Genomic DNA, 26049 nt, shown 5'->3' on the forward strand with positions numbered 1-26049 from the left:
CCAACAGCAACGCCCATCATGCTATTCCTATGAGCCACCAATTCCCCACGTTCCCCGTCGAATCTGAATCCGGGGATATCGTTCGCCAAGAGATCATGACCGCCGCCCACACGATTGTCGTGAAGGTAGGTACGCGCGTGTTGACGCGTCCTGCCGGCGCGGTTGGTGCGGGCACACTGGATGACGAGCGGGTCGCAGCGATCGCCAACCAGCTCGCTGAGTTGCATCACGCCGGCCGGCAAGTCGTACTCGTAAGCAGCGGTGCTGTGGCCGCCGGCATGGGGCGACTGGGCTGGAAGGAAAGGCCCAGCGATCTCGCAAGACTTCAAGCCGCCGCCGCCGTGGGCCAGAGCGGGCTCATCGAGGCATACAACCACGCGCTGATTCCCCAAGGATTAAACGCCGCCCAGGTGTTGCTGACTGCCGAAGACTTGCAAGATCGGGCCCGCTACCTGAGCGTTCGCAACACGCTACTCGCACTGTTTAAGGTCGGCGCCATCCCCATCATTAACGAGAACGATACGGTAAGCGTCGAAGAACTAAAGATCAGCTTTGGCGACAACGACCGCCTCGCCGCGCTGGTCACCAACCTATTACAAGCACCGTTGATGATACTGCTCTCGGACATCGATGGCCTGTACGACGGCAACCCGGCCGCTGAGCACACCGAGGTGATGCCCGTGGTCACTGATCTAGAGACGGCCCAGACTGAGCTGGTTCACGATAGTGCAGATGTCGGACGGCAGGGCGGGGGGCTGAGTACCGGCGGCATGTATAGCAAGTTGCAAGCAACCCAGATTGCAACCTCGGCGGGAGAGAACGTAGTGATTGCCAATGGCCGTCGCGAAAATGTTATCACCCGTATTCTTGCCGGTGAAGAAGTGGGCACTCTCTTTCTTCCCGAAGGGCGACTCGTCGATGCGCGCAAACGGTGGATCGGCTGGTCCGCCGCACCCCAAGGAAAGGCACTGCTTGATGCGGGGGCATGTCGAGCCGTTGCCGAGCAAGGACGCAGTTTGCTCCCGGTGGGCATCACGGGTGTCAGCGGTATTTTCGACAGCGGGGATGTGATCTCCTTGTGCAATGAAAGCGGCCAAGAATTCGCGCGCGGGCTGACCAACTACACGTCCGTGGAACTAACGAAGATCCTCGGGCAACCAAGTGACAAGATCGCCGAGGTGCTTGGCCACTGTCCCTATCGCACAGTCGTGCATCGCGACAATCTGCTCGTTATTTCAGAAACGCAGACGTAGGCACTCACTTACTAGCGTTCCGCCTGTTCCGGTTGGCGCGATCGTGCTGACGAATTCGCAATGTGGCGAGGCTCTGATTAGTCTGGAAGGGTAGGGCGGGCAGCACTGTTTCTCTGGCGCTCTCATCCCAACTCAGAGCACTCTTTCTACCCACTGGCTCTCTGGAGTCTCGTCATGCGTCGATTTATTCCTTTTCTGCTTTCCGTTTTCTGCGTCGCCACAATCGCGGCCGCTCGCCCGCCGTTCGCACCCGCAGCGAAGAACCAGGCGCAGCCTACGCGAGCTCAGGCGGTTGCTGCCATACGCTCTACCGAGCGGCAGATGCACAACTTTCGCTTCGTAGAGTACCCGCGATTAGTTCGCGAGCTTGATCGGCAAATCAGGCTGGCCGAGGCAGAGACTCTCGTGGCAGCTGACCGCGTGGAAAATTACCGCGGGTTCCGCAGCTTCAATTTCTACACACCCGCCTATAACGCAGAGCAAAGCTGGCGCCTGCAAACTTTGGCTTCGCACCAGCATGTTCAACGTCTCCGTGAACAGCGTGCCGAGCTTACCCGCTATCGCCGAGATGTAATTCGGCAGCTGCGGGGCGACATCAACCGCGGAGTGGCCGTGCTGGCAGCGATGGATGCTGCGGTGGAGTAATTTTCTTCGTCAAGAGAACTTGCTTCCTAAGTCGACGTGCGGACGCCATGCAATCCGAGCGTCGACCAAGGTCGGCGGCTAACGTTTCTCTCTTGCCTTTGGTTAACCACTCCGCAATCTCTTTTCTCACAACGTCCGCAGACGCTCCAACCCGCCATCGATGTGAATGGTGTTTCCTGTGGCGTAGCTCAGCTTGCCACTGGCCAGCAGGGCGACGGCTTGGCCGACATCTTCGGTAGTGCCCCAGCGTGGCTGGGCGAGCAGGCCTTCTTCGATCAGCCGGTCGTACTTCTCCGTGACCACGGCAGTCATGTCGGTGCGGATCACTCCAGGGCGGATTTCATACACATTAATTCCGTGCGGGCCGAGGCGGCGTGCCCACAATTTTGTGGCCATCGATGTGCCCGCACGTGAGATGCAGTAGTCCCCCCGATCGGGCGAAGGGATCGCTGCCGATACAGACGAGATATTTACAATCGTCCCGGCGAAGCTCTCATCCGCTTCACCTTGAGTGAGCATCCAGCGTGCAGTCAGCTGTGTGAGAAAGTAGGGCCCCTTCAAGTTTACTGCCATCACTTGATCGAAACCTTCCTCGGTAGCTTCAGTAATATCTTTGCGACCAGGCGAGGTGATGCCAGCGTTGTTGACGAGCAAGTTCAATCGCCCGAAGTGCTGTTCCACTTGGTCGAGCATCGCGGCGCGTGCGTCGGCATCAGCCACATTGCCTTGGCAGTAGATAACCTCAGCGCCGTCAGTTCGTAAGGACGCCATCGCCTCACTCACCGCTTGTTCGTCGCGCATGCCATTAACGGCAAGGTTCCAACCGTCGGCGACCAGTGCCTTGCAGATTCCAAGCCCAATCCCACGGCTACCGCCCGTGACGAGCGCGACATTGTTTTCGTTGCTCACGTTTTTCTCTTTTCACTTAGTTTTCTTACCCAGTATCAATCAATCCAGCTCTTCCAGACACGCTTGGCGGTGTCGTAAATAGTACGATCGCGACGAATCTCTGGCGGTCGTTCGGAGAGCGGAATGGGATTGCCGTCCGCATCGAGTACTGGCGCGTACGGCTCGTCCGTAGTTCGCGGATAACCATCTCTTGGTGAGCCTTCGACGATCAATGCCTGGCCCGCATCGGGGTCGCCGCGTAGTCGGTCGCGGAAGGCCCCTCGATCAACCACCACGGGCGAAAGCTGCCCGTACTCTTCCATGATAGCCGGCTCGCTGAGAATTAGCACGCCCACGAGCGCCAACTTGCCGTAGGTGGAAAAATTCGCCCACCAACTCTTGCCGTACATCTTCAGAGCAGTGCCGAAAGATCTTTTGAATCGCCAGCGACCACCTTTCCATTCGATGGAGTTCAATTCGTCCATCATCAAATGCGATAGCGATCCCAACAGCACACCACCTGCTTTGAAATAGCGCAGCTGGAGATTCTCTGTCCCTGAAACCAAGAAGGCAATGCCGGTAAAAATCAGCACCGCCGGAATGCTATGCCACATGCCACGATGGACCGTGTAGCGTGCAATGAGTCGCGTGATGGCAAAGCGGACAAACAGGTACGACAATCCACCGGCAAGGACCAACTGCTCGTAGTTCATGCCCATATCTTGAAACCGGTCCATAAGCATCACCGGTGCCACGGCGGCGGCAAAGCCCATCGTCTCGCGCAGTGGTATGCCCGAGTCGCTATCGATATCCGGCAGCATGCCGGCCACTCCGCACAACCCACCAGCAACGACCGCGGACTCGATCGGCAGTCCCTTCAGCGCACCCACGCCCGTGTAGCCGATGCCAAGCACGGTACTAACGGTCACATGAGTGCGGAAGTTTGACATGGGTTGAGTACGCTCAAACCGATTCAATGTGTTAGCCGCCGACCTTAGTCGACGCGCGGCTCACAAGGAAAGCACACGTCGACCAAGGTCGGCGGCTAACGTGTCTCTCTCACTCGCAAGCTTGAGAGGCGAAAACTAACAAACCGCCCTACCTTCCGCCAATGCAAACCGCAGCTAGCAGCGCTAGCATGAGCACGGCACAAGTCCTGTGAGAGCTTGCTAGCACGACTGCTATTCGCATGCTCCGTTGTCACCGATATACTTCTGCCACCCATTAACCGCCCACTCCCTCCTGCTTACCGCGCCCTCACCAATATGCAAACCTACGACATCCTCATGCTGGTGGTTCTTGGAGCCGCCACGCTATTTGGCTTCTGGAAAGGCCTCGCTTGGCAAATCGCTTCGATCGCTTCGATCGTGGTGAGCTACTTTGCCGCTCATCAGTTTTCCGACCAGTTGGCACCACGAATCAGCCAGCATGCGCCGTGGAACAAGTTCCTGGCCATGCTCATTATTTACGCGGCTACGTCGTTTGTGATTTGGATGATTTTCCGCATGGTTTCAGGAGCGATCGATCGTGTCAGACTAAAGGAATTCGACCGCCAGATGGGGGCTCTCGTCGGATTCGGCAAGGGCATCCTGTTTTGCATCGCAATTACGTTCTTCGCAGTAACCTTGCTCGGGGAAGAGCAGAAACAGCGAATCGTCGCCAGCGGTTCTGGGCAAACCATCGTGAAATTTCTTGACAAAGCCGATTCCATCGTCCCGCCAGAGATTCACGACATCGTGGGACCAACAATCCAGAAAGTCGAAGAGCGTCTGGATCCCAATTATCAGTCGCCGCATGCCGGTAGTTTAGAGACCGTTGGCAGGCTCTGGGAAAGCACCCGCCAAAACACTCAAGGGGCCGGGCAGGGTGGCAGTATTTGGCCCAGCAGCGCTAATTCAACCAGCCAAAACAGCGGGCCTGCAGTCGGCCAGCAGACACCTACCAACCCGTGGCAAAACGAGCCACAGCCACTGCCTCCGCGCGACACACGCACACCGGCTTGGCCCGCCTCAACGAGCACGCGTTGAGACTAGGGAATAGCGTCACACCAACAGTGATCAACCGTCATCTCTAGAATGGGCATAAGACGGCAGGGGCCCCAAGTAGCGGGGAAAATAGCCCAAAAACGAACATAACAACGATTATCGGACGTTAGTAGTATCGCCCGCTTGCGGCTTAGCGGCTGCTTCGGACCGGGTTGCCGTTACAACTAAGACGCAAGCGACGATCTCTTTAGGAGTTCTCTGAAGTCGAATTCGACGCTTCAGATTCCTCAAGATACCGTCCCATCTGGCGGTACTTTTCGTAGCGTTGCGAGAGCAGTTCGTCGGTGGGGATTTGCTCCAGCTCGCGGAGCGTTTTCAACAGATACATCTTCAGCCGACCAGCCATTTGGTAGGGATCGCGATGAGCCGCGCCCAGCGGCTCTTCGACCACATCATCGACGATTCCCATGTCGTGCAGATGCTTCGAGGTGATCTTCAAGGCTCCGGCGGCCTGAGGGGCGAAATCGTGGCTTTTCCACAGAATCCCGGCACAGCCCTCGGGGCTGATCACCGAATAGTACGCATACTCCAGAACGGCCACACGATCGCCCACGCCGATGCCCAAAGCACCGCCAGAGCCGCCTTCGCCAATTACCACGCAGATAATTGGCACCGGCAGCCGCGACATGGCCATCATACTTTCGGCAATCACCTGAGCCTGGCCGCGTTCCTCGGCACCAATCCCTGGATAAGCCCCCGGCGTGTCAATCATCGTGACGATCGGTAGCCCGTACTTCGCCGCCAACTTCATTTTCTCCATCGCTTTACGATAGCCCTCGGGATGCGCGCAGCCAAAGAAGCACTCAGTACGCTCCTTGGTGGTTTTGCCTTTCTGATGGCCCACAAGCATGAGCTTCATGCCATCGAGCTTTGCAAAGCCGGTTCGCATGGCACGATCGTCGCCAAAGAACTTGTCGCCGTGTAGCTCTACGAACTCATCGAACACGAGATCGATGTAGTCAGTCAGCTGCGGGCGATCAGGATGCCGTGCAACACGAACCGTCTCCCAAGGATCGAGCCCGCTGTAGATGCTCTTCACAGTCTCATTGAGCACCTTGCGTTGCGCACGAATCTGATCGCGCACATCCCCAGTACGCGGCTCGAGAACCTCGAGCTTGCGAATCGTGTCCTCAATTTCGGTAATCCGTTTCTCGAACGGTAAACTCAATGCAGTTGTTGACATAGCGCAGCTTCTATTGTTTTTGAACCACAGAGGACACGGAGGTATACAGAGAGAATGATGGGACGCTGATGAACGCGGATCAAAGCGGATAAATACAATCTGCAAAAATCCGCCAGATCTGCGTTCATCCGCGTCCTATTCTCTCCCGCCGTGAACCTCCGTGCCTGTGTGGGAAAACGCTTATTGATTATTCTTGATTCAAATTGTCCTTGTCAGCCGCCTCAGGATCAGGCTTCTTTGGCTTAATGTGAAAACACCGGCCTGCCTTTAACTCGCGGCGGAATTGCTTCAAATTTTCCGGTCGATCTCCAGGATCCTTCGCCAGCATGCGATGCACCAACTGGGCGAACTCCGGCTGGATATTCTTTTGCAGCATCGTCAAGTCGGGCGGCTTAGTGCCGAGATGCTTTTGCAACAGTTCCGCAGGACTCGTCGCGGTGAACGGCATTTTGCCGCTCATCATTTCGTACACCATCACGCCGAAACTGTACACATCGGTCCGCTCGTCGCACAGCTTGCCGCGAATTTGCTCGGGCGCCATGTAGCTGTAAGTGCCCTGCACTGGCGTTTTACTACTGAAGAGCTTGCCTAAACCCTTAGGGATCTTCATCGCCAAGTTGAAGTCGATCAAGCGCACGTCGTTGTCGTCGCTCACCAGATAGTTGTCTGGCTTGATATCGCGATGCACCCAGCCCGAGTCGTGCATAGAGTCCAGCGCGTCGGCCGCTAGGTCTAGCACCTCTTCGAGTCGCCAGTGCAAGTTTTCAATGCCCGCCTGAATTTGCTGCTTCAAGTTTGGTGTCTTGAAAAGCTCCATGATCAGCCAGGTACCATCCTTGCGAGACGTACCGAAGTCGTGCGTCTCGATGATCGCCTTGTGCTCAAGCTGTTTACCCACGTGGAACTCGTGTTTCAGCTCCGCGGCGGCCGATTTGGCATGCCGATCACCCGGCGGCAGCCATTTCATGGCGAATTGCGTATTGTCCGCCACGGGGCGCACTGCCCAAATCTCAAACAAGGCTCCCGCCCTAATGAGATGGTACATGCGGTAAGGACCGACAAATTCGCGTCCGGTAGACATAGAGGGTGTGTATTGGTTGTGAAGCGAGAATCTGGCGAAAGTTGCTCTACCAGTTTAATCGCCATAACCAGAACGGGGAACACCATACAAGGGTGGCATGGGCAACTTGTTGCCCTTGGAACTTGAAGGGGCATATTGACGAGCAGAGTCAAAATAAACAGCAGGGCACACTTCCCTGAGCTTCCGTCAAGGGTAGCAAGCTACTCATGCCACCCTTGATTGCCATAGGAGCTACTCTCCACTCCCCTGCCCTTGTTCTTCGCTAGAATTCTCATCTAGCAACTCCGTTCCGGCGTCCATTTTTCTCGAGTGCCTCGCCTGTTCCTTGAGTGCCTCCTCGTCGCTGTGCAGGCCTCCTTCGGCCGAGGTCACGTTGTCGTCCTCGGCTTCTGCCCTGCGAGCGACTTCTGCTTGCTTCTCGCTTGCAGCTGATTGCTCAGCCGCTTGCGATTGCTCAGACAGCATCCGCACAGGCACCGATTTCGGGAAGATAATCTCACGCGCTTCATCAGGCATCGTGAGGCCGCTTTTCTCATAAGCAGCTTTCACCTTGCGTATCACGGCGGAGAGTACTTTGGGACCTTCATACTCATTCGTATCCACCCAGAATTGCATTCGCAAATTGACCGTCGATGCTCCCAATTCTTCCACGAGCACGGTGGGTCCGGGTTCATCAAGAACTGCCGGATGCTCGCGTATCGCATTGACGGCTACTTCCTGTGCTTCTGCCACGCTATCTTCAAAATCAATTCCGACGACGAACTCAAGTCGTGAGTTGGGATTCGCGGTGAAGTTCCGCACCACATTCTTATAAATAGTCGAGTTAGGAATATGTACATGATTGCCGTCGAGTGTCATGATCATCGTGCCACGCGTGGTCACACTCTGTACAACTCCCATATTCCCGTCGACTTCAATCCGATCTCCCGGCAGAAAGGGTCGCTGCAAACTGATCAGTAAACTGGCAAGAAAGTTCTCGGCAATGTCGCGGAATGCAATACCAATAATCAAACCCAATAGTCCCGTACCGCCGAGCACCGTTGTTGCTAGTCGCGTGAGCCCGGCAATCCTCAGTACGAGATAGATGCCCACGATGCAAACCAGTGCGACGAGGATTTGTACAAGCAGTCGTCGTAGAATGGCATTCTCAACACGCCGCCCGAAGAACCACGAGGCCAAGCTCCCCATCAGCTTCGCGGCAAACCAAGTGAGCACCAAGAGCGCGAGCGTAATCAATAGCGTTGGCACTGACTGCACGACATCGCGCACGAGCTGTTTCATTTGCATCTCTGCCGCAGAAAAGTCCCAAATGCTCGGCTTCACGATCTCGATATTATTGACCGTCATCACCACGTCTTGCGTGTTGTTCGCTAGGTCAGAAGCCTTTTGTCGAGCTTCTTCGCTCTTGGTCGAACCCGTTAGGAAAACAATCCCCTCGTCGACCCGTACCTCGACATCGCTGAATAACCCGGACGCACCCAAGATGCGTTCCAGACGCGTGGAGATGTCCTCATCCTCAGCCTCCGGCTTCACATTCACCTGGTCAGCAATTTTGGGCTCGACCTCGGTTTTTTCGATCGCTTCTTCCGCCGTAGCGGGAGCGTCCTTCTGAGCATTCACCCAAGCTGGCGTGGCAGCCACAAGAAATACCGCCAGTAGAAACCCCAATAAGCTTCGCCCGTGCTGAAACTGCATGCTTTCACTCCCCTGCCATGCTTGTTGACTTCTACCAATCAGCCGCCACGCGTTAGCGTCCGGTTGATATTTCGCATGTCGATTGCGAGACGAAGCAACAGTATGGTGGGAATTTGGCAGTTCGTGAACCATGCTACAACACCCAAGTTTTGGGTGGCACCGACACTCCGGCCTCAAGGAGTTGTTTTGGCGTGTTCGCATGGGAGGCCGAGTGTCGGTGTCAGAGACAAGAGGTCCTCGGGTTTCAAAATCGCCAACCTCTCGTGCTGTGCACGCCGGCAATCGTCCGATCAATGCTTGTGAGGTGGTCAAATCTAATGCGTACGACTGTCGGTGCCACCCGCGTGAAGCAGCCTAGTATGGAATTGAGAGGCGAATTTCCGTAGGATTGGTGCTCGCACACATCAAGACTAAGAAGGCGAAAATGCGAAGCGAAGCCCAGCCGAAATACACGAGCGAAGTAGTGGATGGTCGACTACACATCGCGATTCCAATGCAAAGACCTTACTTGCCCATACCGCAGTGGGTTGTCAGCTTCGATGTACTATCAGTAGTTCTCATTCCCCTCTGGCTTATAGGTTCAGTCATAGTGCGCACAATCCGCAGCAAAAAAGTTCCTCCACGTGCGGACTTCATGATTGGGCAAGAAGAGTTTTCGATGCGACTTTGCGATCGAGAAACCGGTGTACAGACCTCAATCGAGTGTCCACTCACGTCGATTGTGGAGTTCAGGAAGAATGAATTCGAGAAAGGCCTCTGGGTGCATATAAATAATAAGAGAAAGGAGACAATCCTCAAAGAAATGGACGATGAAACGATCAAAAGCTTATGCTCGACGATTCAGAGCTACATCGAATCGAACGACTAGTGCCTGCTATACGAAACGCGTTTGTTCCAGCCGACGCAGTCCCAAGCGGCCTGTGAGCCCGCAGCTAAAGAGGTATCACTCACCACGCAACCTTACCACTATTCCTCTCATCCTCCATCCCTAATACCCAACCTCAACCAACGTCAACCCATGCGCCGGCGCTGTCTGCCCTGCCCTTTTTCGATCTTTGGCCAGCAGCATTTCACCCATCCACTCCACCGGCTTGCGTCCTGCCCCGACATGCACCAGCGAACCGGCAATCGTGCGCACCATATTATAGAGAAACCCATCGCCAACCACATCGATTAGGATGAGCGAGTTAAGTTCGTAGGGTGGGAGGGGTAGCGGGATAGTTTCAGGCGTGGCGGCACTGTTTCTATCACCTTCATCGCGAGCGGCAATGACTTCGACAGAGAAGATCGTGCGCACGGTCGACTCCCTGGGCGAGCCCACTGACTCCAAACTCGCGAAGTCCTGCTTTCCTAGGAGCGCCTGCCCTGCCCTCTTCATCGCCTCTATATCCAACTGCTGCGGCACGTGCCAAGCGTTGCGCCGCAGCGCTACCGACGGCCTTCGGTCGTTGTGGATCGCGTAACGGTACCGCTTGCTCTTCGCTTGATGCTGCGCATGAAACCCCTCCGGCGCTGCTTCCACGGAAACCACCGTCGCATCGTCCGGCAGCTTGGCGTTCAACCCGCCGAGTAAGCGCTCGGCGGGCAGTTCGCTCTCTGTTTGCACTCCCACGACTTGCCCCATGGCGTGTACGCCGGAGTCAGTTCGCCCGCTGGCGTTAACTCTCACGCTCTCGCCAGTGATGTCCAGCCAAGCCTGCTCAAACGCCCCCTGCACGGTGCGACGCTCGGGTTGGGATTGCCAACCGCAAAAGTCGGCTCCGTCGTAAGCGAGCGTGATTTTCCAGGTGCTTCCGGCCACGATGTTTTGAACCACAGAGGACACGGAGGTTTATTGGACGCTCTTATCAGTCACTAGCTGATTTACGTTTACCTTAGACCATCATGACTTGATGGACTGTTTTTTTTTAAATTCTTGGACGGCATGACACGGTTCTTGAAGGCATAAGATCGCGAGTTGCTCTCTGTGTCCTCCGTGTCCTCTGTGGTTCAAAAAAGAAACCCTGAGCAAACTACACCGTCGCCGCTTCTCGCACCAACAATTCCGCAATTTGAACTGCGTTGGTGGCAGCACCCTTACGCAAGTTGTCGCTCACACACCAAAACGCGATGCCGTTATCGCAGGACAGGTCTTCACGAATGCGGCCGATGAAAGTGTCGTCGCTGCCTTCGCAATCCTTCGGCATGGGGTAGCTGCTGGTGTCGAGATCGTCGATCACCTTGATGCCAGGAGTTGCGGCAAACAGTTCGCGGGCCTGCTCAGCCGTGATCTTTTTCTCGGTTTCAACCAAGATGCTCTCACTGTGGCAATTGCTCACGGGAGCACGAACGCAAGTGGGGCACACTTTGATGGAGTCATCGCCGAAAATTTTCTGCGTCTCGTAAACCATCTTCATTTCTTCGGACGTATAACCTTGTTCTTTGTGCGAGCCAATCTGCGGAATCAGATTGAATGCAATTGGGTGGGCAAACGCCTCGTACTTGTAATCGTCGCCCGCGAGGAATGACTTCGAGCCTTCGATGAGATCGCTCTGCCCTTTCACGCCAGCACCACTAGTGGCTTGGTACGTGCTGACGATCACGCGCGTGATCTTGCCCGCCTCGTGTAGTGGCTTCATCGCGAGCACCATCTGCGTGGTGGAACAGTTAGGGCTGGAAATAATGCCCTGATGATCGCGCACTGCCTCGGGATTTACCTCGGGCACCACCAGCGGCACCTTAGGATCCATGCGCCAGAAACCACTTTCGTCGATCACCACGCAGTTACGCTCGACCGCCCAAGGGACGAACTGCTCCGCCGTATCGTCAGGCGTGCTGCCAATGGCTAGATCGATATCGTCGAACACCTCCGGCTTGAGCTCCACAACCGTGTGCTCTTCGCCCTTGAAGGTGATCGTGCTGCCGGCACTACGTGCAGAGGCCAGGAACGTGATCTTCTTGTAAGGAAAGTCTCGCTCTTCAAGCAACTGGCGAATAAGACGGCCTACGGCACCGGTGGCACCCACGATCGCAATCGAATCAAACACAACACGGTTCTCCTGGTAAATAGCTCCAAGGTAGGGACGGCGAAGAATCGCCAAGCTGGTTAGTTTACTTGGACCCAGCCCAGGTGGCAATGTTCACGGAATACTGGCCACGTAATGTAGGGTATTGTCGAGTGGAGCGAGGCGTACCTTGCCCCATCGTTCATGGTTCGCCTCGCTCCACTCGACGATACCCTACGTCTGCCCCCCACTAATTATCCACGCGATTTTGGCCACCCACTTCGTTAGAATGGCCCCTGTTCGACGACGGCTTTTTGCCAGCGACAGCGGCGGACCGCAAACGGGAGAATCCCTTGGCTTGAACATGATCACTACCGATCGGTCGGTAGTGATTCCCGGGAGCCAGGGGACTTGCCCTACTAGCGGTGATCGCGAACGCGGCTGGCAGAGCCGACGACGGAGCGGAACCAACGGACTGGCCGCTCCTTCGAGCGATGGGATCCCATCTTTTTTATTTTCCTAGTCAGCACTTCTTTTTTGAACCACAGAGGGCACGAAGAACACGGAGGCTCAGGTAGACGCACTGTTGACGTCCAGCCAGAGCCTTGGCGATTTGCACATTGTAAAAGGAGTGTTTTTGATTCAAGAAGCTTGAACATTTTCATGCAAAACAACAATAATTCAAAGTGCTACATTGCTCTTGGCGCGTTGCGTCATGGCTCGTGCTACCCACGAGAGTTTCTCTGTGACCCTCTGTGCCCTCTGTGGTTCATCAAGAAGAACCCTGTTTACGCCCTTAAGTTTCAATAATAAGCGTCACAGGCCCGTCGTTGACAAGCTCGACTTGCATGTCGGCCCGAAAGCGACCCGTTTCGGTTGGCGTGCCCTGCTCTCTTGCGATTGAGACGAAGCGTTCATAAAGCTGCTCAGCCAGCTCAGGAGGTGCTGCGCCGATGAAACTGGGCCGCCGACCTTTTTGACAGTTACCAAGCAAAGTGAACTGGCTCACCACCAGCAGCGCACCGCCGATATCGCCCAGCGAGAGATTCATCTTCCCCTCCTCGTCGGGAAAGACTCGCAGTCCGGTGATTTTGTCGACCAACCAGCGCACTTCCTTCTCGCCATCCTCGGGTGCCACGCCTAAGAGGACAAGCAGGCCACGTTGGATTTGGCCCGTCACCTCGCCGGCAACAGTAACACTCGCACGGGAAACACGTTGGATGCAGGTTCGCATGCTGAATCAGCTTTGGGATTGTGGGAGAGGGTCAAGCTTACAATCAGTTTAACCACGGATAACACGGATCGACACTGATGGAACTTAGCATTCGAATTGAATTCGTCACAAATCCGTGCCATCCGCACTATCCGTGGCGAGTAGTCATTGAGCCACTGAGCTATGGAGGCCATACTCGAATGCTGTCGCCGCTTGCTTTATCCTTCCGCCCTGCCCTTCGACCTTCGCCCTCAACCAATGTCTGACCCACTAGTACCCCTCACCTACTACTGCACAGCGATCATCGCCGTGTCGATCGCTGGCGGGATGATTCCCCAGTGGGTGCGGCTCACCCATGCCGGGATGCAGATCGTCGTCAGCGGCGTGGCCGGCGTGATGCTGGGCGTGGGCCTGTTGCACATGCTGCCTCATGCGTTGGCCGAAGTGAAAGACATCGAAGGTGCTGCGCACACGATATGCCTGTGGGCACTCGGCGGTTGGCTGGCGATGTTCTTCATCGAGCGGTTCTTCTGCTTCCACCATCACGATGTCGAGAGCGAACCGGACGGCACACTGCATGAGCATGATGATCACCCGCACTGTACCCACCACGATCATCATGGTCACGATCTCACCTGGAGCGGCGCGGCATTGGGCCTCACGCTCCATAGCGTGATCGCTGGCGTAGCACTCGCGGCGAGCGTTTGTCACGGGCACCAACAATTCCAACTGGCCGGGCTGGGCACGTTTATGGTAATCGTGCTGCACAAGCCGTTCGACTCGATGACGATCGCCATGCTCATGGGCAAGGGAGGCTGGTCGCGGCGCTGGCAATCCGTCGTGAACGGCCTATTCGCGCTGGCAATTCCCGTGGGCGTAGCACTGTTCTATTTCGGATTTGCGGGAGCAGAGGTATCCATCGAAACCGCTCGCCGCTTAGCCGACGCCGGAGCAAACGCTCCACTCACCCCCTCCCCTGCTCTGGCGTACGCACTGGCGTTCTCCGCAGGCACGTTCCTATGCATCTCCATGAGCGACTTGCTACCGGAGCTACAATTCCACGATCACGACCGCGGGAAGCTTTCCACGGCGCTCCTCGTGGGCCTCGTGCTAGCGCTGGGCATTGGAAAGCTTGAGGAGTTGGTGCACCGGCACGATGCACCGGCGGCGGAGACAACACCCGTTGAGTCTGGCGAGCGAGTTGAGAATCGTTAGCCGACAAGCTTGCTCGCCGTGATTTCGTCGTCTTCCATTTCACGTGCTCTAGATAGTGCCGAGGCTACCAAGCCCGCTGGTACCGAGACGACTCCCAAGCCAATCAATAACACAAAGAAGGTGAAGATTCGACCGCCCGTTGTGATAGGGTAAATATCGCCGTAACCAACGGTTGTCAGTGATGCCACGGCCCACCAAAGGCTGTGAAAAACCGAGGTAAATATTTTCGGTTGCGCTTCGTGCTCAAAATGATAGATGCCTACCGCAGATAGGTAAAGCACGATTGCAGCCAAGCAGATAAAGAGGATGATCTCTTCTTTGGCTATCAAGAGTGCGCGATGAAATCTCTGGATCGCCCGACTGTAGCGGGCCAACTTGAAAATGCGGAATAGTCGTAAGAGACGAAACGCGCGAACTGATCGAAGATCTATACCAAGCGACAAGTAAAATGGCAGTATTGCCAGTAAATCGATAATACCGAAGAAGCTAGTTGCAAACCTTAACTTCCTATCGGCCACCGCTAACCGAAGAACGTACTCAATAGTGAACACAGCAACCGAGAAGATCTCGAAGGCTTTCAAGAGCCGTTTCCAACCAGGAGATAGACCGGGTAACGTTTCCACAGCAAAAGCTATGAGATTGAGAACGATCAAGAACTGTATCGAGAGGTCAAATAACCGTCCGCGCTTCGTGTCGGCATGCTCGATGATCTGCTTGATTCTGTTCACTGATGATGTATTTTGAGGTGCTCTTTGACCTAAGTGACTTTACAAACCACGCGACGACCTAAGTCAACAGCTACCGGAACTGTGAGATATCTCTTGGGACTGTCACAACCAATTTACAAATCCGACCCCGAATCGCCTGGGTTCTTACGACCGGTCAAGAAGTTGTAGATAAACGCAATCACCGCGACGACTAGCAGTAGATGGATCAATCCGCCAACGAAGAACTTCAGCACGACGGATACGACCCAAACGACGCAGAGTAGTACAATGATGGCCCAAAGCATTTGGTACCTCTGAAAGTAAGCGGAGAGTGTTTTCTTCATGATGCGTTGAAGGATCAGACAGTGCTTGCGCTCACGTCGGCTAAATAGTCGCGGTCACAGTGCGCGGCTTAGCATGGGGCGGCGCGACGACATTGCCTTTTTTAGAATTCGCACCCGCCTCAACCCAATCAACCACGCGCCAGTCGAGCCATCTCCGATCAGGATCGCGGCCTGTCTTGGCGACGAACCCTAGGTGTCCGCCCTTGGGGATTACGATGGTTTCAATGCTCTCGCTCTTTTCGTAAGCAAGCAGCGGTCCTGTAGGCACAACCGGGTCGTCGGAGGCTGCGAGTATAGTGACTGGCTCAGTGATGCCCGCGAGCTTGGGACCGGGCTGGGTGGCAGAATAGTATTCTTCGGCAGACGCAAAACCGCCGCCGGGGGCGACAACCATTTCATCGATTTGTTTTAGACGTTTGGGACGAGGCGGCGTAGGCGATGGCGCTTCCTCGGGGAACAAATGCCAACGTTGCATGACTTGCTTCCACAACAGTTTTACAAAGAAGCGGTCGTAGGCCCTGCCACCCATGCCGTCGAAGCGTTGCTCGACGTCGAATAAATCAATCGGCGGGCAAATCGCTAAGGCACGTTGGTAGTTAGCGAGTTTTTCGCCTGTGTGATCGCCCAGCATGTTGAGGGTGATCGTACCGCCGAGCGAGAAGCCTACGATCTGCACTGGCGACTCAGGGTAGAGATCGGCAAGGTATTCCAGCGCCGAGCGCACGTCTTCGCCACGGCCGCAGTGGGCCGGCAAGCGAGCAAGCCCTTCCCCTGCTCCGCAGCCACGCATGTCCATACGAAACACGTTGTAGCCGCGATCGGTCAACCGCTCCATGCAGCGCTGCATGTAACTGCTGGTGTGACAGCCCGCCAACCCGTGGATGAGTAAGACTATTGCGTCACCCGGTTTCCAGCCACCGTTCTGATGACTCTGGGGCTTGTCTTCGTGCAGCGCTATTTGCTCATCGTCGTAACGTCCGACTGGATCGATTGTAGAAACCGTGTGCAGTTTGGCCGTGTAAGGCCGATACTTGTGCGGCCAATGAATGCCGACAATGGTTTGCAAATGCCCGCTAGGCAAGAGCCTGTAGGGGCGGAAGCTCCAATCGACGGTGCTATGAGTGTTGGCTTCGGACATGTGGAAGGTGGGGAGAAACGTGCTGTGAGGCAAGGTTGGACGCTACATGATTCTAGCAAGAAACGAGCCACATCGGCAGAGTGCGAAACGAATGCCTTGCAGCGGGGCGCTCGCGAAAGCACTTTTTAGTCTACAGATAGCACAGATTTCTCAAAACAAGAGCAGTTTGCTCGCGCGAACGTGAGATACCTTGACAAATAAGACGCTGCCAGCCGGAGGTAGATTCGGCAGACTCGACCCTACCCGCAGAGTTTACCGCCTTTGGCCGAGCGCTCTCCCGGGGAAATGATTCGAGACGGTTTGGGCGAGAATCCGATGACGGAACATAGTCGAGACGGTGCGCGCTGCCAACGCCCCACTGCCAGGACCTCCCCGAAAGGACTTACTGCCATGAGTGAATCCCGTGCTGTGCCTAATTCAACCGAATCTGTTGCGACAGGGCCCGCTGTCGCCCTTGTGATGAAACTCGGCGGAACCGTGGACGCGGGGGTAGTTTCGAGGTTGGCTTCGCGATTGGCCAGCGACCAAATGGTCGCTACTTGGGCAGTAAGCGATTCGAAACAGCTTAACGTTCTTCGCAATGTAAAGCCCGCAGGACGTGAGTTAGCGCTGGATGTTTCTGAAATATCGGAGCTGCGCATCGCCACAGAGAAGCTCGCGCAGCTTCAGGAAACCTCTAAAGTGGAAAGCCTGCTCGCAAGCGAGACTCAACTGCGCCGCTACGTGGCTCTGGCCAGTGGTGCGAACATTACGGCTGCCTTGGTGGAAGATGCCGCCAGCAAAGGCCCGCGGCAAGCTGGTCCGGGACTATGGCGATTTGCTACCGGTATAGAATTCCCTATCGAGGCAAGCTGGCCACGCCTATTCTCCAGCCGCAGCGCCAAGTCTGTCAGTGACGTAGCAACCGGTGGCGTAGCCGCCGTGAAGATCGACATGCAGAAGCTCGCTGGCTCATCGGCCGGGCAAAAGCAAGTCGATCGCCTGCTTACGAAACTCGCTTGGGCTCAGAACAACGGCACGGTAGTCACGACGCTCAGTGATTTAGCTGCAATCTACGCGGCGCGAACTGAAGTTCGTCCGCAGCGTTCCATCTTACGCGCTGCTTAATTTCCGGAGAATGACTCCTGAAATGCGCCCCGAGCCGTCATCACGCTATCCGAGCCAACATGCATTAGCAGTCGGCTCAGAAACCCCCGATCCTGCCCTGCTTAGCGAACTTCGCGAAACGCTTCCCAACTGGCGAAACCTAGCATCAAGCTGCCGAGGATGACGCCGAGATTCATCTTCCAGTTAGCCGTTTCGAAGGGCACACCGATGGCCCAATCTAGTGTGAAGACCACAGCGAGAAGTCCCGCGACGACCATCCCCAAGATCGTCATTGCTTTGGACATGGGCGGAAAACCTGGGTGTGCGTCTGAAAAAAAGAGCGGGGATTATGCGATTCTTGACTAGTAGCTGGGCTGGCTAGAGGATCTAGGTCTACCTGCCTCCGAATTTCTAGTATAGTTACTCGCAAGCGATTGTCAGGGCGCTGATCGCCAAGCTGGGTGAAGAATTTGACGGAATTTGACGATTCTGCGGGCTTAGGCTATCGAATTGCTTGCCCCGCGAGTGGCAAAGTCTAGGCGTCATCGTCGGCTGTTTCCAGGCCTCGCTCTTTGCGAATCTTCTGCACTTGATCGACGAGGCTCTCGATGACCGTCTGGTTGGCACTGATATTTAGCCACGCCCGGTAATAGGTCCAGCCAATTAGACAGATGCCGGCGAGTGCAGCCACCAAGTGTACATTCGCCCAGTCAGCCGTGTTTTCCATGGCATTGCCCGGGTCGCTGCGAGCACCCAATGCGGCAACGCCCACCACGGTAAACATGCCGACGAGGCACAGCGGAAAGGTTTTTCGCTTGAGCTGGATGCTCTTTCGTAGTGATTGGGTGTCCAGTGCGTAGGTCTCGGTGACCTCCTTGCACCAGCGGCTAGTACCTATGAAATACGTCACGACGATGCTCTCAACCAGCACCACCGCCAGGGCTGCGGCCACGCCAGTAAGCAAGTGAATGCTCCTAAGTCGTAGGTCACTCGACTCCGGTGGACTCGTGTAGAGGTCGCCTATGCCAAGCCCGAGGACAAGTGCCGCGGCGACCAATCCGAGCGAGAGTGTCGAGAGCGTAGTGAAAATTCGGGCCATTTGTGTCTTTAAGGTAGTTAGTCTGCAAGAGCGAGTTAGTCATTGTAACTCGCCCCGCCCATCGACGGCAGGGCGTTGCTTGAGAGTCGCCAGGGTTTAGAATCGTGGAAGGTTCGCAGCTCTACTGCCGCTTCCGGCTTACCCACCAAATCACTTGCATTTCCAAGTTCTAAACCTACTCCAACCCGCTTTCCAACTGTGCCCTCCACCGATCATAAACCACTGCTAGCCGTAACGATGGGCGACCCCGGAGGCATCGGCCCAGAGGTCATCGTGCGGGCGTGGGCTGACCCTGCGGTACACGAATCGGCACGGCTAGTCGTGCTAGGGCATCCAGAAATCATGCGACGGGCAGCCGCCCACGTGAGATCAGAAGTTGAAATTAAGCCTGTCGACTCCACCGCGGCACTGGCGGCTGCGGTAGCCGATGTGACTGATGCTCACCACATGGCCTGCTTAACGATGGGCGACGATGCGGTGCTCGACGCGCCGACAGGCGTGATCGATGCGCGGGCTGGCGAGGCGGCTTATCAAGCTGTCGTGCGAGCAACACGCGGCGCACTGGCCGGAGAGTTCGACGGGCTGGTGACCGCCCCTTTGAACAAAGCTGGGTTACATGCCGCCGGGCATTGGTACCCGGGACATACGGAATTACTGGCCGAGTTATGCGGAGTCGATGACTTCGCCATGATGCTTTACTTGCCAGCTGAGGAATTGGCTCGCCAAGGGAAAAAATCACAAGCCGGGTTGGGTGTCATTCATTCGACGCTGCACTGCGCGATGCGAGATGTTTTCGATCAGCTTACTCCCGAGAGAATCGCCGCGAAGTGCGGCCTCGCGAATGCGGTGTTTGCTGAGGGCTTTGGCGTAGAGCAGCCGCGCATCGGTGTGCTGGCCTTGAACCCGCACGCCGGCGAGAGCGGTCTGTTTGGCGACGAGGAATCTCGCATCATTGAGCCGGGAGTGAAGCTCGCACAACAATCCGGCATCAACGCGGCAGGCCCTTACCCTGCTGACACGCTGTTGATTCGCGCCGTGGATGGCGAATTCGATGGCGTCGTGGCGATGTATCACGATCAAGGTCACATTGCTTTGAAACTGTTGGGCATGCACCGCGCAGTGAATATCACCCTAGGGCTACCTATCGTGCGAACGAGCGTGGCCCACGGCACGGCATTCGACAAAGCTTGGAGCAAGGATGCTGACACGAGCCCAGCGGAATCCACAGGCATGGTGGCAGCGATCAAAGCAGCGAGCGAGTTGGCGCGGCGCGGGTTTCATTTCAAAACGACCAATGCAGGGGTGATTGCATGACGAGATTGAGGAAGCGATGGCATTTGATTCTATTCGTATCGCATCTCGTCTTCAGTGTGCAATTCCTGACGGATGCGCAAGCTCAACGGAACGATCAAGCGAAGGGGGAAAATAGCCTCAAGGACTTTCGGGGTGTTGTCCCAGAGCAATTGCTGGTGCCAGTTGTTATCGAGAAGAACGTGGAGAGTAATGGAATCAGTGAATTGGCGCGTCTAGACGGATTGATAAGAAGAGTAGAGCCAGGGGACACTGAAGAAAGAATTTGGGACATAGCGGACGGAGTGACTCCCGTCCCATCTCGCGATGCTTTCCCGCTCTTGCATGAGATAGCAGACAAGAACCGACAGTACATTGAGCAACTAGAAAGCATTTCTCATCTGACGTACATCCCTCAGCTGGAGATGGGGGCTGGACCCAAGGGTTTTTTCTCGGCACTTCATCTTAGAGATGCAGCTCGGTTAGAGATCACACTTCTGTTGGAAGAAGGAGAAACGGCTGAGGCAACTACACTCTGCTTAGCTTGCTTCCGTATCGGTGACAAACTCATGCAATCGAACGGAAACCTCAATTGCGTTAAGGAAGGATATGAGTTTCAGAGGACTTCCCTCATCGCAGCGGCACAGCTTTTCATCAATGAACGAGTGTCCGCAAAAGCAGCAGAACAATTATTTCAAGTTGTGAATGAGGGCATCGCTAGACCTTTCTCACTCGAGGCTAGACTATGTCACGACTTTCAATTCTACCATCAACCCTGGTTGGCGAGTCTTCCGCGCGGCGATGACTTGAAACAGGCTATTGATGCTCAATTGGAATACATGGTTCCAGAGGATGCCTCCCCTGAGCATCGCAAAAGGGTGACCACGGAACTCGAAAAAAGGCGCAAGCCAATTCTTGAAATGCTCGACAGCCATAAAGAAGCTTATAACTGGGAAGCGACCGTGCGGCTGCTTGCCAAATCGTACGAGAGTGAACTAACTCAAGGATATCCCGCACCAGAAGAAACAGAGAAAACGGAGGACGGAGAGGTTTCGGTATGGCCTCGTGAAATCTCCCTCAACCCTTTGAGCACTTTTGGGGGCTACTTTGGTAAGTCTTTCGAAATGCCAGACGAAGCTAAATTGGCCCAGGCCAAGAGACAACTCGCTGGCGTTACCAATCCGTTTGGAAAGCATCTAATTCGAGGCCTAGGGCCTGATCCCTCGGCAAGAATCTATAGAGCATACATCCTGGACTTGTCACTCCGATCAACCCAATTGGGCACTCAGCTATTTCGGCTGCGCCGCGGTCAATTACCCGAGTCACTTGCACAAGTCGTTGATGATGGGATCATTGAAAGCGTTCCGATCGACCCCTACGGAGGTCATCTAAAGTATGATGCCACAAAGAAGATAATTTGGAGCATCGGCCCGAACCGGATCAATGAGTTAGGAAAATTTGAGCCGGACGACGCTCGCTTCCTCAACTGGATGAGGTCTTCATTTAACTTGGAGCATTTAGGTCCTAAACTCCCAGAGTCAGCAGGACCGAAGCCTGACGACAAAGCCATACGTGTGCTTGTCCCTGGGGATCGACCCTCAAGGGAATAAAAAGGACCGCCACTCCAATCATTATCGCATCATTCCAAACTATACTCATATGCCCAACGACACGCTCCTCTACCTCATCCGCCACGGCGTAACCGCAGCCAACGAAGGGGGCGTGCTGCAGGGGCGAGGAGTGGACAACCCGCTGTCGGATTTTGGCAAAGCGCAAGCGAATCGCACGGCTTATGCGCTGGCTGAGTTTCCGCTGCAAGCCGTGTACGCGAGCCCGCTGCTTCGAGCGCAAGAAACCGCCGCTGCGATTGCCGAGCCGCACGATGGCGAGGTCACAACGGTCAATGAACTTGCCGAGGTGCACGTCGGCCGCTGGGAAGGTCGCACGTGGGCGCAGATCGAAGCGGACGAGCCTGATGCGTACCGGCAGTTTGTGGATACCGAGGGGGATGTGGGCTATCCCGAGGGCGAGACCTTCACGCAGGTTTTCGAACGAGTAAGCGGAGCGTTGAATCCGCTCTACGAGCGGCATGAAGGCGAGTCATTCGCCGTGGTGGCTCACAGCGTCGTGAACCGTTGCTACTTGGCTACGCTACTAGGAAGGGAACCGCATCGAGGACGCGACGTGCTGCAAGGCAACTGTGGCGTGAATGTGATCCGCCGGCGCGAAGGGAAATTGCGCATCGTGACGTTGAACTCGGCGTTGCATCTGCACGGTGTTTAGCACAAGTCGAGGATCAAATAGCCGCGAAATAACTTCTCGCCGGTGCCGCTGGGTGGAGCGACCATCTTGTCATTCCGACTGCCGTCTCAGCCAACTCCGTCATTCCGTGAGGTTGATAAGTGTTCTCCGCCTCACCGGCGAAACGTGTTCTTGCGGCTGCTTACACTCTGGATTGGTGCCTCGACCTCGGGTTCTTCCTTGTTCGGTGACAATCGGTGGAACACTTCCCCAGTGATGTCGACCGCAATGTGCTCGGCGTCGGCGTACTTGAAGAGGTCGAGCTTGTGGTCGATCGCTTGTGCGAACTGCACGTCGAAGAGCTCATAGCGTGTGAGCGGCTCATCAGCGGGTTCAAACACGACCTCGCCTTGTGACAGAGCAGCGTCCGCTCCACGACGGTACTCGATTAGGTAAGGGAAGAGATTGGTTTGCCCGACCATGAGCAGCACGTGATGCGGCAAGGCTTCGGGCCATTCGTCGCCCGGCTTGTAGTTGGGCCAGAGCTTTTCGACTTGGTCTGGCTTCCAGTGGCCGATTAGCGCGAAGACCGAGCGGTCTTCCCACCACATGGGACGTGGCTCGTCGAAATCAAACCGCTGGACGAGTTCATCAAGCAGTTGAGTGAGTCCGCCTCGATGGGCAAGTAGCAACTGTTGCGTAGGGCGGGCAACGCGCGCGTCGCTCGGGCCTCTGCCTTGTGTGTTCGGGGCTTGCCTATTGTTTGCTGCCTTGGCGGCCAGCAGTCGACGGAGTTCATGCAGGTCGATCTTCGTCACTTCGTGTTTGCTAGGCAGATGCAGGTCGGTCCACAGGTGTTGTGAATCAAAAACTTGCAGCAAACTGCCCTGCTCTCCCGACACAAGTGTCTGCAACGACCATCGCGTGCGGCGCTGGTTGCCAGCTCCTTGCTGCCAGTACTGGCCGGTGCCGGTGAGTTCGCTGCTGCCGAGATGAACGCGCTGCCGCACTTTGGCAACGATGTTGATGCTGCGCTCGATCGTTTCGAGCGTCTCGGCCACAAAGCGATTTCCATCGCCCGAGGAAACAATCTGCTGTACCACAGCTTGCGGCTTAGCGGCAGAAGGGGAAACTTCCGCACCTTTCTCGCGCAATTGCTTTCCATAAATCGCCGCTAGCACGCCAACAGCAACGAATGCGAGACCAGTGATAGCGGATGTTAAACGACGCAAGATGGCCTTCCTCTGCCGGTTTTGTCGGTTTTGTCAAAGATTCCGGTCGCGTTCTACCGACCAAATACTTTCGGAAGAGCAGCGCGATCACATTGTTATTCGACAAGTGTTGTGCGGGCGGATTCTAGGTTGAATCTGCCGGGCGAGTCCACGCCAGAGTTGGTTGCTGCTAGCAGTTGACTCGGGTGAGGGGTCGATGCGTTCTCCCAGTTGATTGAACCACCATAAACGCAATTTTGGGAAGCTGAAGCGCACTGCGAACCGCAGGGCACAGTCTCCACCGTTGACGCGGTACCGCTGCGGCAACGTCTTTCAGTTCAGGGGGAACGATATGAGAGTCAACTTGGCTAAAAAATTACTTTGCCTGGTCGCGATCGCGTCGACCGTCGGCTGCATGGGCGGTGGCGGGCGTGTTGCCCACAACTTGCCGCCTTCGCAGCGCTTGATGGAACCTGGCCCCGGTGTCGGTGGTCCTGGTCCTGGCGTGATTGGTCCTGGTGGCGGCATGCCCGCTAGCAGCTCCATGATGCGTGCTGCTGCTATGGGCGGACCTGGCGGCCCAGGCGGCCCTGCGATGTGCGGCCCAGGCGGTTGTCCACCGGCGATGGCTGGACGTACCGGAATGCCCGGCCCTGGCCCCATGCAAATGGGAATGCCACCGGTTGGTCCCATCCAACGGGCATCGTTCAAGCAAGACGCAGGCGTGCAGCAAGCTCAGTGCATGAGCGGGCCGCAATGCGGCATGAGTGGCCCCGGTGCCACTTCGCAACTTGCATTCCTCGGTGTCGAGGGTGGCGAAGTTGCTTGGGACGTAAGCGGTGCGGGAATGTTTGATTCCTCGCCACTGGTGATGCCTGGGCGTCAGAACTTCAACCAAGGCGGACTCTATCGCTTGAAGCTTTCCAACTTGCCGGAGCGTCCGGGTGTCGAGTTGTATCCAACCGTAGAAGTCGCTCCGGTGACTCCTCGTACGGATGCTTATCTGGCCCATGCACCAATCCCTATTCAGTTTACCGACGAAGATCTCGACCAAGTGCTTAGCGGCAACTTCGTGACGAAGGTTATTTACCTACCAGATCCCGAGTTCCAAGAGCTGGCGCTGGCTGGTGTTGAGACCTTGGTGAGCACACGACTCGATCCGGGCGTTGATCCCATCGATGAAGCGGACCGTCGCGGTTCGATCTTAGCGATCGTACGCATCGGTAACCTCGACTTGCAAGCCGCTCGCGGCTTAGCCGGTGGGATGGTCCAGCGTGCTGGCTATATGCAAGGCTGCCCAGACGGCAGCTGCATGCCTGGTGGCGGTAGTCCGATGGACGGCGCACCCATGGGCCCGGTCGGGATGAATCCTGCGGGTGTTGGCCCGATGGCTGTGCCTCCGCATATGATTGCCGGCGTGAACGTGCCTCAATACGGAATGCCTCATGTGGGCACACCAATTGGTCTGCCTGGTCCGCCGCACATCCCGCTGGGTCATCAAGCCGGTTTAACTTCACACACGATGAAGAACCGCACAAGAGTTCGTATGCCACCGCCAGTTCACAAGATGAAGATTAATGTGAAGCAGCGTCCGGGCATGAGCTACCCACGTCCAGTGAATAATATTTCCATTGACGAGAACCAGCGTGCTGGAACACGGATCTGCGGTGGCACGGTTGCTCCTGCTGTGCCGACGATGTTTCAGAATCTGAAGGCAAAGATGGCTAGCTGCCGTGCTTGCAATGACGATGGCTGCCAGGAATGTCAGTAGAAAGCTGTTAGCTGTGAGCTATTAGCTGTTAGCTTTTTAAAATTGAATTTGAACACTATGAACTTGCTCCACGCCTGCAGTTGCTTTGCCATGATTCGATCGAACAAGTTTCGATTGAATAGGGTGAAGCGTATTGATGGCAAATTACTAAGGGCAGTACTGCTGGGGTGTTTGTTTGTGTCGCCAAGTGCGGCAGATCAACCCACAGCGGGGCACTGGTTGCACTCCAGTGCTATGCCTCCGGGAGCGATTGGACGCCAGCGGTTAGCACGCGGCGGAGCGGTTCATGGATACTGCCAGCCGGTGGAGATTCGCGCACCCCAGGGTGTGCGAATCGCCCCGGCTGTTGGCAGTTCGTTCGCCGGTTCAGCAGACATGGCTTACGCAGAACGCTTGAAAGTGGGCCTGCGGATTGGGCCCGTCTATCGCTTTCAAGTTTCTGGCTTGAAGGATCAACCCGAAGTGGAACTCTTTCCCACAATCGAACTAGTTGATCGATTGCATCCGCCACAAGGCAAGGCCTTGAAGTTTCCGGTGCCTGTGGATCTCACTGCCGAGGAGTTGCAGTTGGCCTCTGAGGGGAAGTTTATCACCCGCGTAATCTATGTGGAAGACCCGCACACTGCGGTTCCAATTCTCCAAAGAGCAGAACGCGGAACCAACTGGGCAGAAGCTCGCCCGGGTGAAGATTTACTCCTCGCGGCGAAGGCGGTCGGTCGACCCATCGCGATATTGCGAATGGGTGGGCGGACACCAGAAACGTCGGGCTACGATCCGGCATTTACGTACAACGCGCCACGGCCATTGGTATACAACGCTTGGTCCACAGGGTTGGAGAGTGGTGGGATGGAGAGTAACCCAAGCGGGAACCTTGCCCGTTAGCCGTCGCCGTCCCGGCGCCGAGCCTATCAGGCCAACGATGCCTATCAGCCAAGGACACCCAGCGCCGAACGAGTTCGG

26 protein-coding genes are annotated in these 26049 nt (G+C 55.9%); 12 read left to right on the forward strand and 14 right to left on the reverse strand.

Going from position 1 to position 26049, the window contains the following annotated elements; all coding sequences use genetic code 11:
- The first annotated feature begins 29 nt into the window (after positions 1-29).
- Both proB and HG15A2_RS18420 read left to right on the forward strand, forming a co-directional pair.
- A complete protein-coding gene (gene proB, locus HG15A2_RS18415; RefSeq protein ID WP_145062125.1) occupies positions 30-1253 on the forward strand; it encodes a glutamate 5-kinase in 1224 nt (407 codons plus the stop codon).
- A gap of 174 nt (positions 1254-1427) precedes the next feature.
- Positions 1428-1898 carry a hypothetical protein gene (locus HG15A2_RS18420; protein WP_145062126.1) on the forward strand — a complete coding sequence of 157 codons (471 nt, stop codon included), beginning with the start codon at positions 1428-1430 and terminating at the stop codon, positions 1896-1898.
- Between the two features lie 126 nt (positions 1899-2024).
- Here HG15A2_RS18420 and HG15A2_RS18425 read toward each other — a convergent pair whose 3' ends face one another.
- Positions 2025-2807 (reverse strand): 3-ketoacyl-ACP reductase, encoded by a 783-nt coding sequence (locus HG15A2_RS18425; protein ID WP_145062127.1) that lies wholly within the window; start codon positions 2805-2807, stop codon positions 2025-2027.
- 35 nt (positions 2808-2842) lie between these two features.
- Positions 2843-3736, reverse strand: a complete 894-nt coding sequence (locus tag HG15A2_RS18430; RefSeq protein WP_145062128.1) for a metal-dependent hydrolase — start codon at positions 3734-3736, stop codon at positions 2843-2845.
- A 315-nt stretch (positions 3737-4051) separates the two neighbouring features.
- Between HG15A2_RS18430 and HG15A2_RS18435 the strand changes: the two genes are divergently transcribed.
- Entirely contained in the window at positions 4052-4813 is a 762-nt protein-coding gene (locus HG15A2_RS18435) for a CvpA family protein (RefSeq protein ID WP_145062129.1), read from the forward strand.
- Between the two features lie 205 nt (positions 4814-5018).
- Here HG15A2_RS18435 and HG15A2_RS18440 read toward each other — a convergent pair whose 3' ends face one another.
- The 3 genes from HG15A2_RS18440 to HG15A2_RS18450 form a co-directional block, all read right to left on the reverse strand.
- Entirely contained in the window at positions 5019-6014 is a 996-nt protein-coding gene (locus HG15A2_RS18440) for an acetyl-CoA carboxylase carboxyltransferase subunit alpha (protein WP_145062130.1), read from the reverse strand.
- Positions 6015-6201: 187 nt separating this feature from the next.
- On the reverse strand, positions 6202-7095 hold the full coding sequence (locus tag HG15A2_RS18445) for a serine/threonine protein kinase (RefSeq protein WP_145062131.1): 894 nt from the start codon (positions 7093-7095) through the stop codon (positions 6202-6204).
- A 231-nt stretch (positions 7096-7326) separates the two neighbouring features.
- Entirely contained in the window at positions 7327-8790 is a 1464-nt protein-coding gene (locus HG15A2_RS18450) for a mechanosensitive ion channel domain-containing protein (protein ID WP_218932076.1), read from the reverse strand.
- Between the two features lie 424 nt (positions 8791-9214).
- Between HG15A2_RS18450 and HG15A2_RS18455 the strand changes: the two genes are divergently transcribed.
- On the forward strand, positions 9215-9658 hold the full coding sequence (locus tag HG15A2_RS18455; RefSeq protein WP_145062133.1) for a hypothetical protein: 444 nt from the start codon (positions 9215-9217) through the stop codon (positions 9656-9658).
- A 120-nt stretch (positions 9659-9778) separates the two neighbouring features.
- On the opposite strand, the gene truA is transcribed toward HG15A2_RS18455, so the two are convergent.
- Positions 9779-10615 (reverse strand): tRNA pseudouridine(38-40) synthase TruA, encoded by an 837-nt coding sequence (truA, locus tag HG15A2_RS18460; protein WP_218932077.1) that lies wholly within the window; start codon positions 10613-10615, stop codon positions 9779-9781.
- 187 nt (positions 10616-10802) lie between these two features.
- Positions 10803-11816 carry an aspartate-semialdehyde dehydrogenase gene (locus tag HG15A2_RS18465; RefSeq protein WP_145062134.1) on the reverse strand — a complete coding sequence of 338 codons (1014 nt, stop codon included), beginning with the start codon at positions 11814-11816 and terminating at the stop codon, positions 10803-10805.
- Between the two features lie 247 nt (positions 11817-12063).
- Here HG15A2_RS18465 and HG15A2_RS18470 point away from each other — a divergent pair, with 247 nt between their 5' ends.
- Entirely contained in the window at positions 12064-12297 is a 234-nt protein-coding gene (locus tag HG15A2_RS18470; protein WP_145062135.1) for a hypothetical protein, read from the forward strand.
- A 273-nt stretch (positions 12298-12570) separates the two neighbouring features.
- Here the strand turns inward: HG15A2_RS18470 and dtd are convergent, their stop codons facing one another.
- Positions 12571-13008, reverse strand: coding sequence for a D-aminoacyl-tRNA deacylase (gene dtd / locus HG15A2_RS18475; protein ID WP_145062136.1), 438 nt, complete (start codon positions 13006-13008; stop codon positions 12571-12573).
- Between the two features lie 237 nt (positions 13009-13245).
- Between dtd and HG15A2_RS18480 the strand changes: the two genes are divergently transcribed.
- Complete coding sequence (locus HG15A2_RS18480; RefSeq protein WP_218932078.1) at positions 13246-14202, forward strand: ZIP family metal transporter; 957 nt, start codon at positions 13246-13248, stop codon at positions 14200-14202.
- Here HG15A2_RS18480 and HG15A2_RS18485 read toward each other — a convergent pair.
- From HG15A2_RS18485 to HG15A2_RS18495, 3 genes are all read right to left on the reverse strand, one after another.
- Positions 14199-14930, reverse strand: coding sequence for an ion transporter (locus HG15A2_RS18485; protein WP_145062138.1), 732 nt, complete (start codon positions 14928-14930; stop codon positions 14199-14201). The two genes, HG15A2_RS18480 and HG15A2_RS18485, sit on opposite strands and share 4 nt — an antisense overlap.
- Before the next feature lie 113 nt (positions 14931-15043).
- Complete coding sequence (locus HG15A2_RS18490; protein ID WP_218932079.1) at positions 15044-15253, reverse strand: lmo0937 family membrane protein; 210 nt, start codon at positions 15251-15253, stop codon at positions 15044-15046.
- A 40-nt stretch (positions 15254-15293) separates the two neighbouring features.
- Positions 15294-16391: a YheT family hydrolase gene (locus HG15A2_RS18495; protein WP_145062139.1), complete on the reverse strand. Its 1098-nt coding sequence runs from the start codon at positions 16389-16391 to the stop codon at positions 15294-15296.
- A 390-nt stretch (positions 16392-16781) separates the two neighbouring features.
- Between HG15A2_RS18495 and HG15A2_RS18500 the strand changes: the two genes are divergently transcribed.
- A complete protein-coding gene (locus tag HG15A2_RS18500; protein ID WP_145062140.1) occupies positions 16782-17498 on the forward strand; it encodes a hypothetical protein in 717 nt (238 codons plus the stop codon).
- Between the two features lie 101 nt (positions 17499-17599).
- Here the strand turns inward: HG15A2_RS18500 and HG15A2_RS18505 are convergent, their stop codons facing one another.
- Both HG15A2_RS18505 and HG15A2_RS18510 read right to left on the reverse strand, forming a co-directional pair.
- Positions 17600-17782 (reverse strand): hypothetical protein, encoded by a 183-nt coding sequence (locus tag HG15A2_RS18505; protein ID WP_145062141.1) that lies wholly within the window; start codon positions 17780-17782, stop codon positions 17600-17602.
- A 230-nt stretch (positions 17783-18012) separates the two neighbouring features.
- Positions 18013-18576: a hypothetical protein gene (locus tag HG15A2_RS18510; protein ID WP_145062142.1), complete on the reverse strand. Its 564-nt coding sequence runs from the start codon at positions 18574-18576 to the stop codon at positions 18013-18015.
- Between the two features lie 198 nt (positions 18577-18774).
- On the opposite strand from HG15A2_RS18510, the gene pdxA reads away from it, so the two are divergent.
- Genes pdxA through HG15A2_RS18525 form a run of 3 tightly spaced genes read left to right on the forward strand, consistent with a single transcriptional unit; the run spans position 18775 to position 22149 of the window.
- The gene (gene pdxA, locus HG15A2_RS18515; protein WP_218932080.1) at positions 18775-19890 is read left to right on the forward strand and encodes a 4-hydroxythreonine-4-phosphate dehydrogenase PdxA; all 1116 of its coding nucleotides are present in this window, start codon (positions 18775-18777) and stop codon (positions 19888-19890) included.
- Positions 19887-21476: a hypothetical protein gene (locus tag HG15A2_RS18520; RefSeq protein WP_145062143.1), complete on the forward strand. Its 1590-nt coding sequence runs from the start codon at positions 19887-19889 to the stop codon at positions 21474-21476. Before pdxA ends, HG15A2_RS18520 begins: the two co-directional genes overlap by 4 nt.
- Before the next feature lie 49 nt (positions 21477-21525).
- On the forward strand, positions 21526-22149 hold the full coding sequence (locus HG15A2_RS18525) for a histidine phosphatase family protein (RefSeq protein WP_145062144.1): 624 nt from the start codon (positions 21526-21528) through the stop codon (positions 22147-22149).
- Positions 22150-22280: 131 nt separating this feature from the next.
- On the opposite strand, the gene HG15A2_RS18530 is transcribed toward HG15A2_RS18525, so the two are convergent.
- Positions 22281-23339, reverse strand: a complete 1059-nt coding sequence (locus HG15A2_RS18530; protein ID WP_145062145.1) for a hypothetical protein — start codon at positions 23337-23339, stop codon at positions 22281-22283.
- Between the two features lie 343 nt (positions 23340-23682).
- On the opposite strand from HG15A2_RS18530, the gene HG15A2_RS18535 reads away from it, so the two are divergent.
- Both HG15A2_RS18535 and HG15A2_RS18540 read left to right on the forward strand, forming a co-directional pair.
- Positions 23683-25089 (forward strand): hypothetical protein, encoded by a 1407-nt coding sequence (locus HG15A2_RS18535; RefSeq protein WP_145062146.1) that lies wholly within the window; start codon positions 23683-23685, stop codon positions 25087-25089.
- 90 nt (positions 25090-25179) lie between these two features.
- The gene (locus HG15A2_RS18540; RefSeq protein WP_145062147.1) at positions 25180-25971 is read left to right on the forward strand and encodes a hypothetical protein; all 792 of its coding nucleotides are present in this window, start codon (positions 25180-25182) and stop codon (positions 25969-25971) included.
- The last annotated feature ends 78 nt before the right edge of the window (positions 25972-26049 follow it).

It is taken from the genome of Adhaeretor mobilis (genome assembly GCF_007741515.1).
Classification (GTDB): Bacteria; Planctomycetota; Planctomycetia; order Pirellulales; family Lacipirellulaceae; genus Adhaeretor; species Adhaeretor mobilis.

Coding starts and splice junctions, on each gene's coding strand:
- proB (WP_145062125.1), top strand. CDS start 30: ATGAGCCACCAATTCCCCACGTTCCCCGTCGAATCTGAATCCGGGGAT.
- HG15A2_RS18420 (WP_145062126.1), top strand. CDS start 1,428: ATGCGTCGATTTATTCCTTTTCTGCTTTCCGTTTTCTGCGTCGCCACA.
- HG15A2_RS18430 (WP_145062128.1), bottom strand. CDS start 3,736: ATGTCAAACTTCCGCACTCATGTGACCGTTAGTACCGTGCTTGGCATC.
- HG15A2_RS18435 (WP_145062129.1), top strand. CDS start 4,052: ATGCAAACCTACGACATCCTCATGCTGGTGGTTCTTGGAGCCGCCACG.
- HG15A2_RS18440 (WP_145062130.1), bottom strand. CDS start 6,014: ATGTCAACAACTGCATTGAGTTTACCGTTCGAGAAACGGATTACCGAA.
- HG15A2_RS18445 (WP_145062131.1), bottom strand. CDS start 7,095: ATGTCTACCGGACGCGAATTTGTCGGTCCTTACCGCATGTACCATCTC.
- HG15A2_RS18450 (WP_218932076.1), bottom strand. CDS start 8,790: ATGCAGTTTCAGCACGGGCGAAGCTTATTGGGGTTTCTACTGGCGGTA.
- HG15A2_RS18455 (WP_145062133.1), top strand. CDS start 9,215: ATGCGAAGCGAAGCCCAGCCGAAATACACGAGCGAAGTAGTGGATGGT.
- HG15A2_RS18470 (WP_145062135.1), top strand. CDS start 12,064: ATGGCCCCTGTTCGACGACGGCTTTTTGCCAGCGACAGCGGCGGACCG.
- dtd (WP_145062136.1), bottom strand. CDS start 13,008: ATGCGAACCTGCATCCAACGTGTTTCCCGTGCGAGTGTTACTGTTGCC.
- HG15A2_RS18480 (WP_218932078.1), top strand. CDS start 13,246: ATGTCTGACCCACTAGTACCCCTCACCTACTACTGCACAGCGATCATC.
- HG15A2_RS18490 (WP_218932079.1), bottom strand. CDS start 15,253: ATGAAGAAAACACTCTCCGCTTACTTTCAGAGGTACCAAATGCTTTGG.
- HG15A2_RS18495 (WP_145062139.1), bottom strand. CDS start 16,391: ATGTCCGAAGCCAACACTCATAGCACCGTCGATTGGAGCTTCCGCCCC.
- HG15A2_RS18500 (WP_145062140.1), top strand. CDS start 16,782: ATGAGTGAATCCCGTGCTGTGCCTAATTCAACCGAATCTGTTGCGACA.
- HG15A2_RS18505 (WP_145062141.1), bottom strand. CDS start 17,782: ATGTCCAAAGCAATGACGATCTTGGGGATGGTCGTCGCGGGACTTCTC.
- HG15A2_RS18510 (WP_145062142.1), bottom strand. CDS start 18,576: ATGGCCCGAATTTTCACTACGCTCTCGACACTCTCGCTCGGATTGGTC.
- HG15A2_RS18520 (WP_145062143.1), top strand. CDS start 19,887: ATGACGAGATTGAGGAAGCGATGGCATTTGATTCTATTCGTATCGCAT.
- HG15A2_RS18525 (WP_145062144.1), top strand. CDS start 21,526: ATGCCCAACGACACGCTCCTCTACCTCATCCGCCACGGCGTAACCGCA.
- HG15A2_RS18540 (WP_145062147.1), top strand. CDS start 25,180: ATGATTCGATCGAACAAGTTTCGATTGAATAGGGTGAAGCGTATTGAT.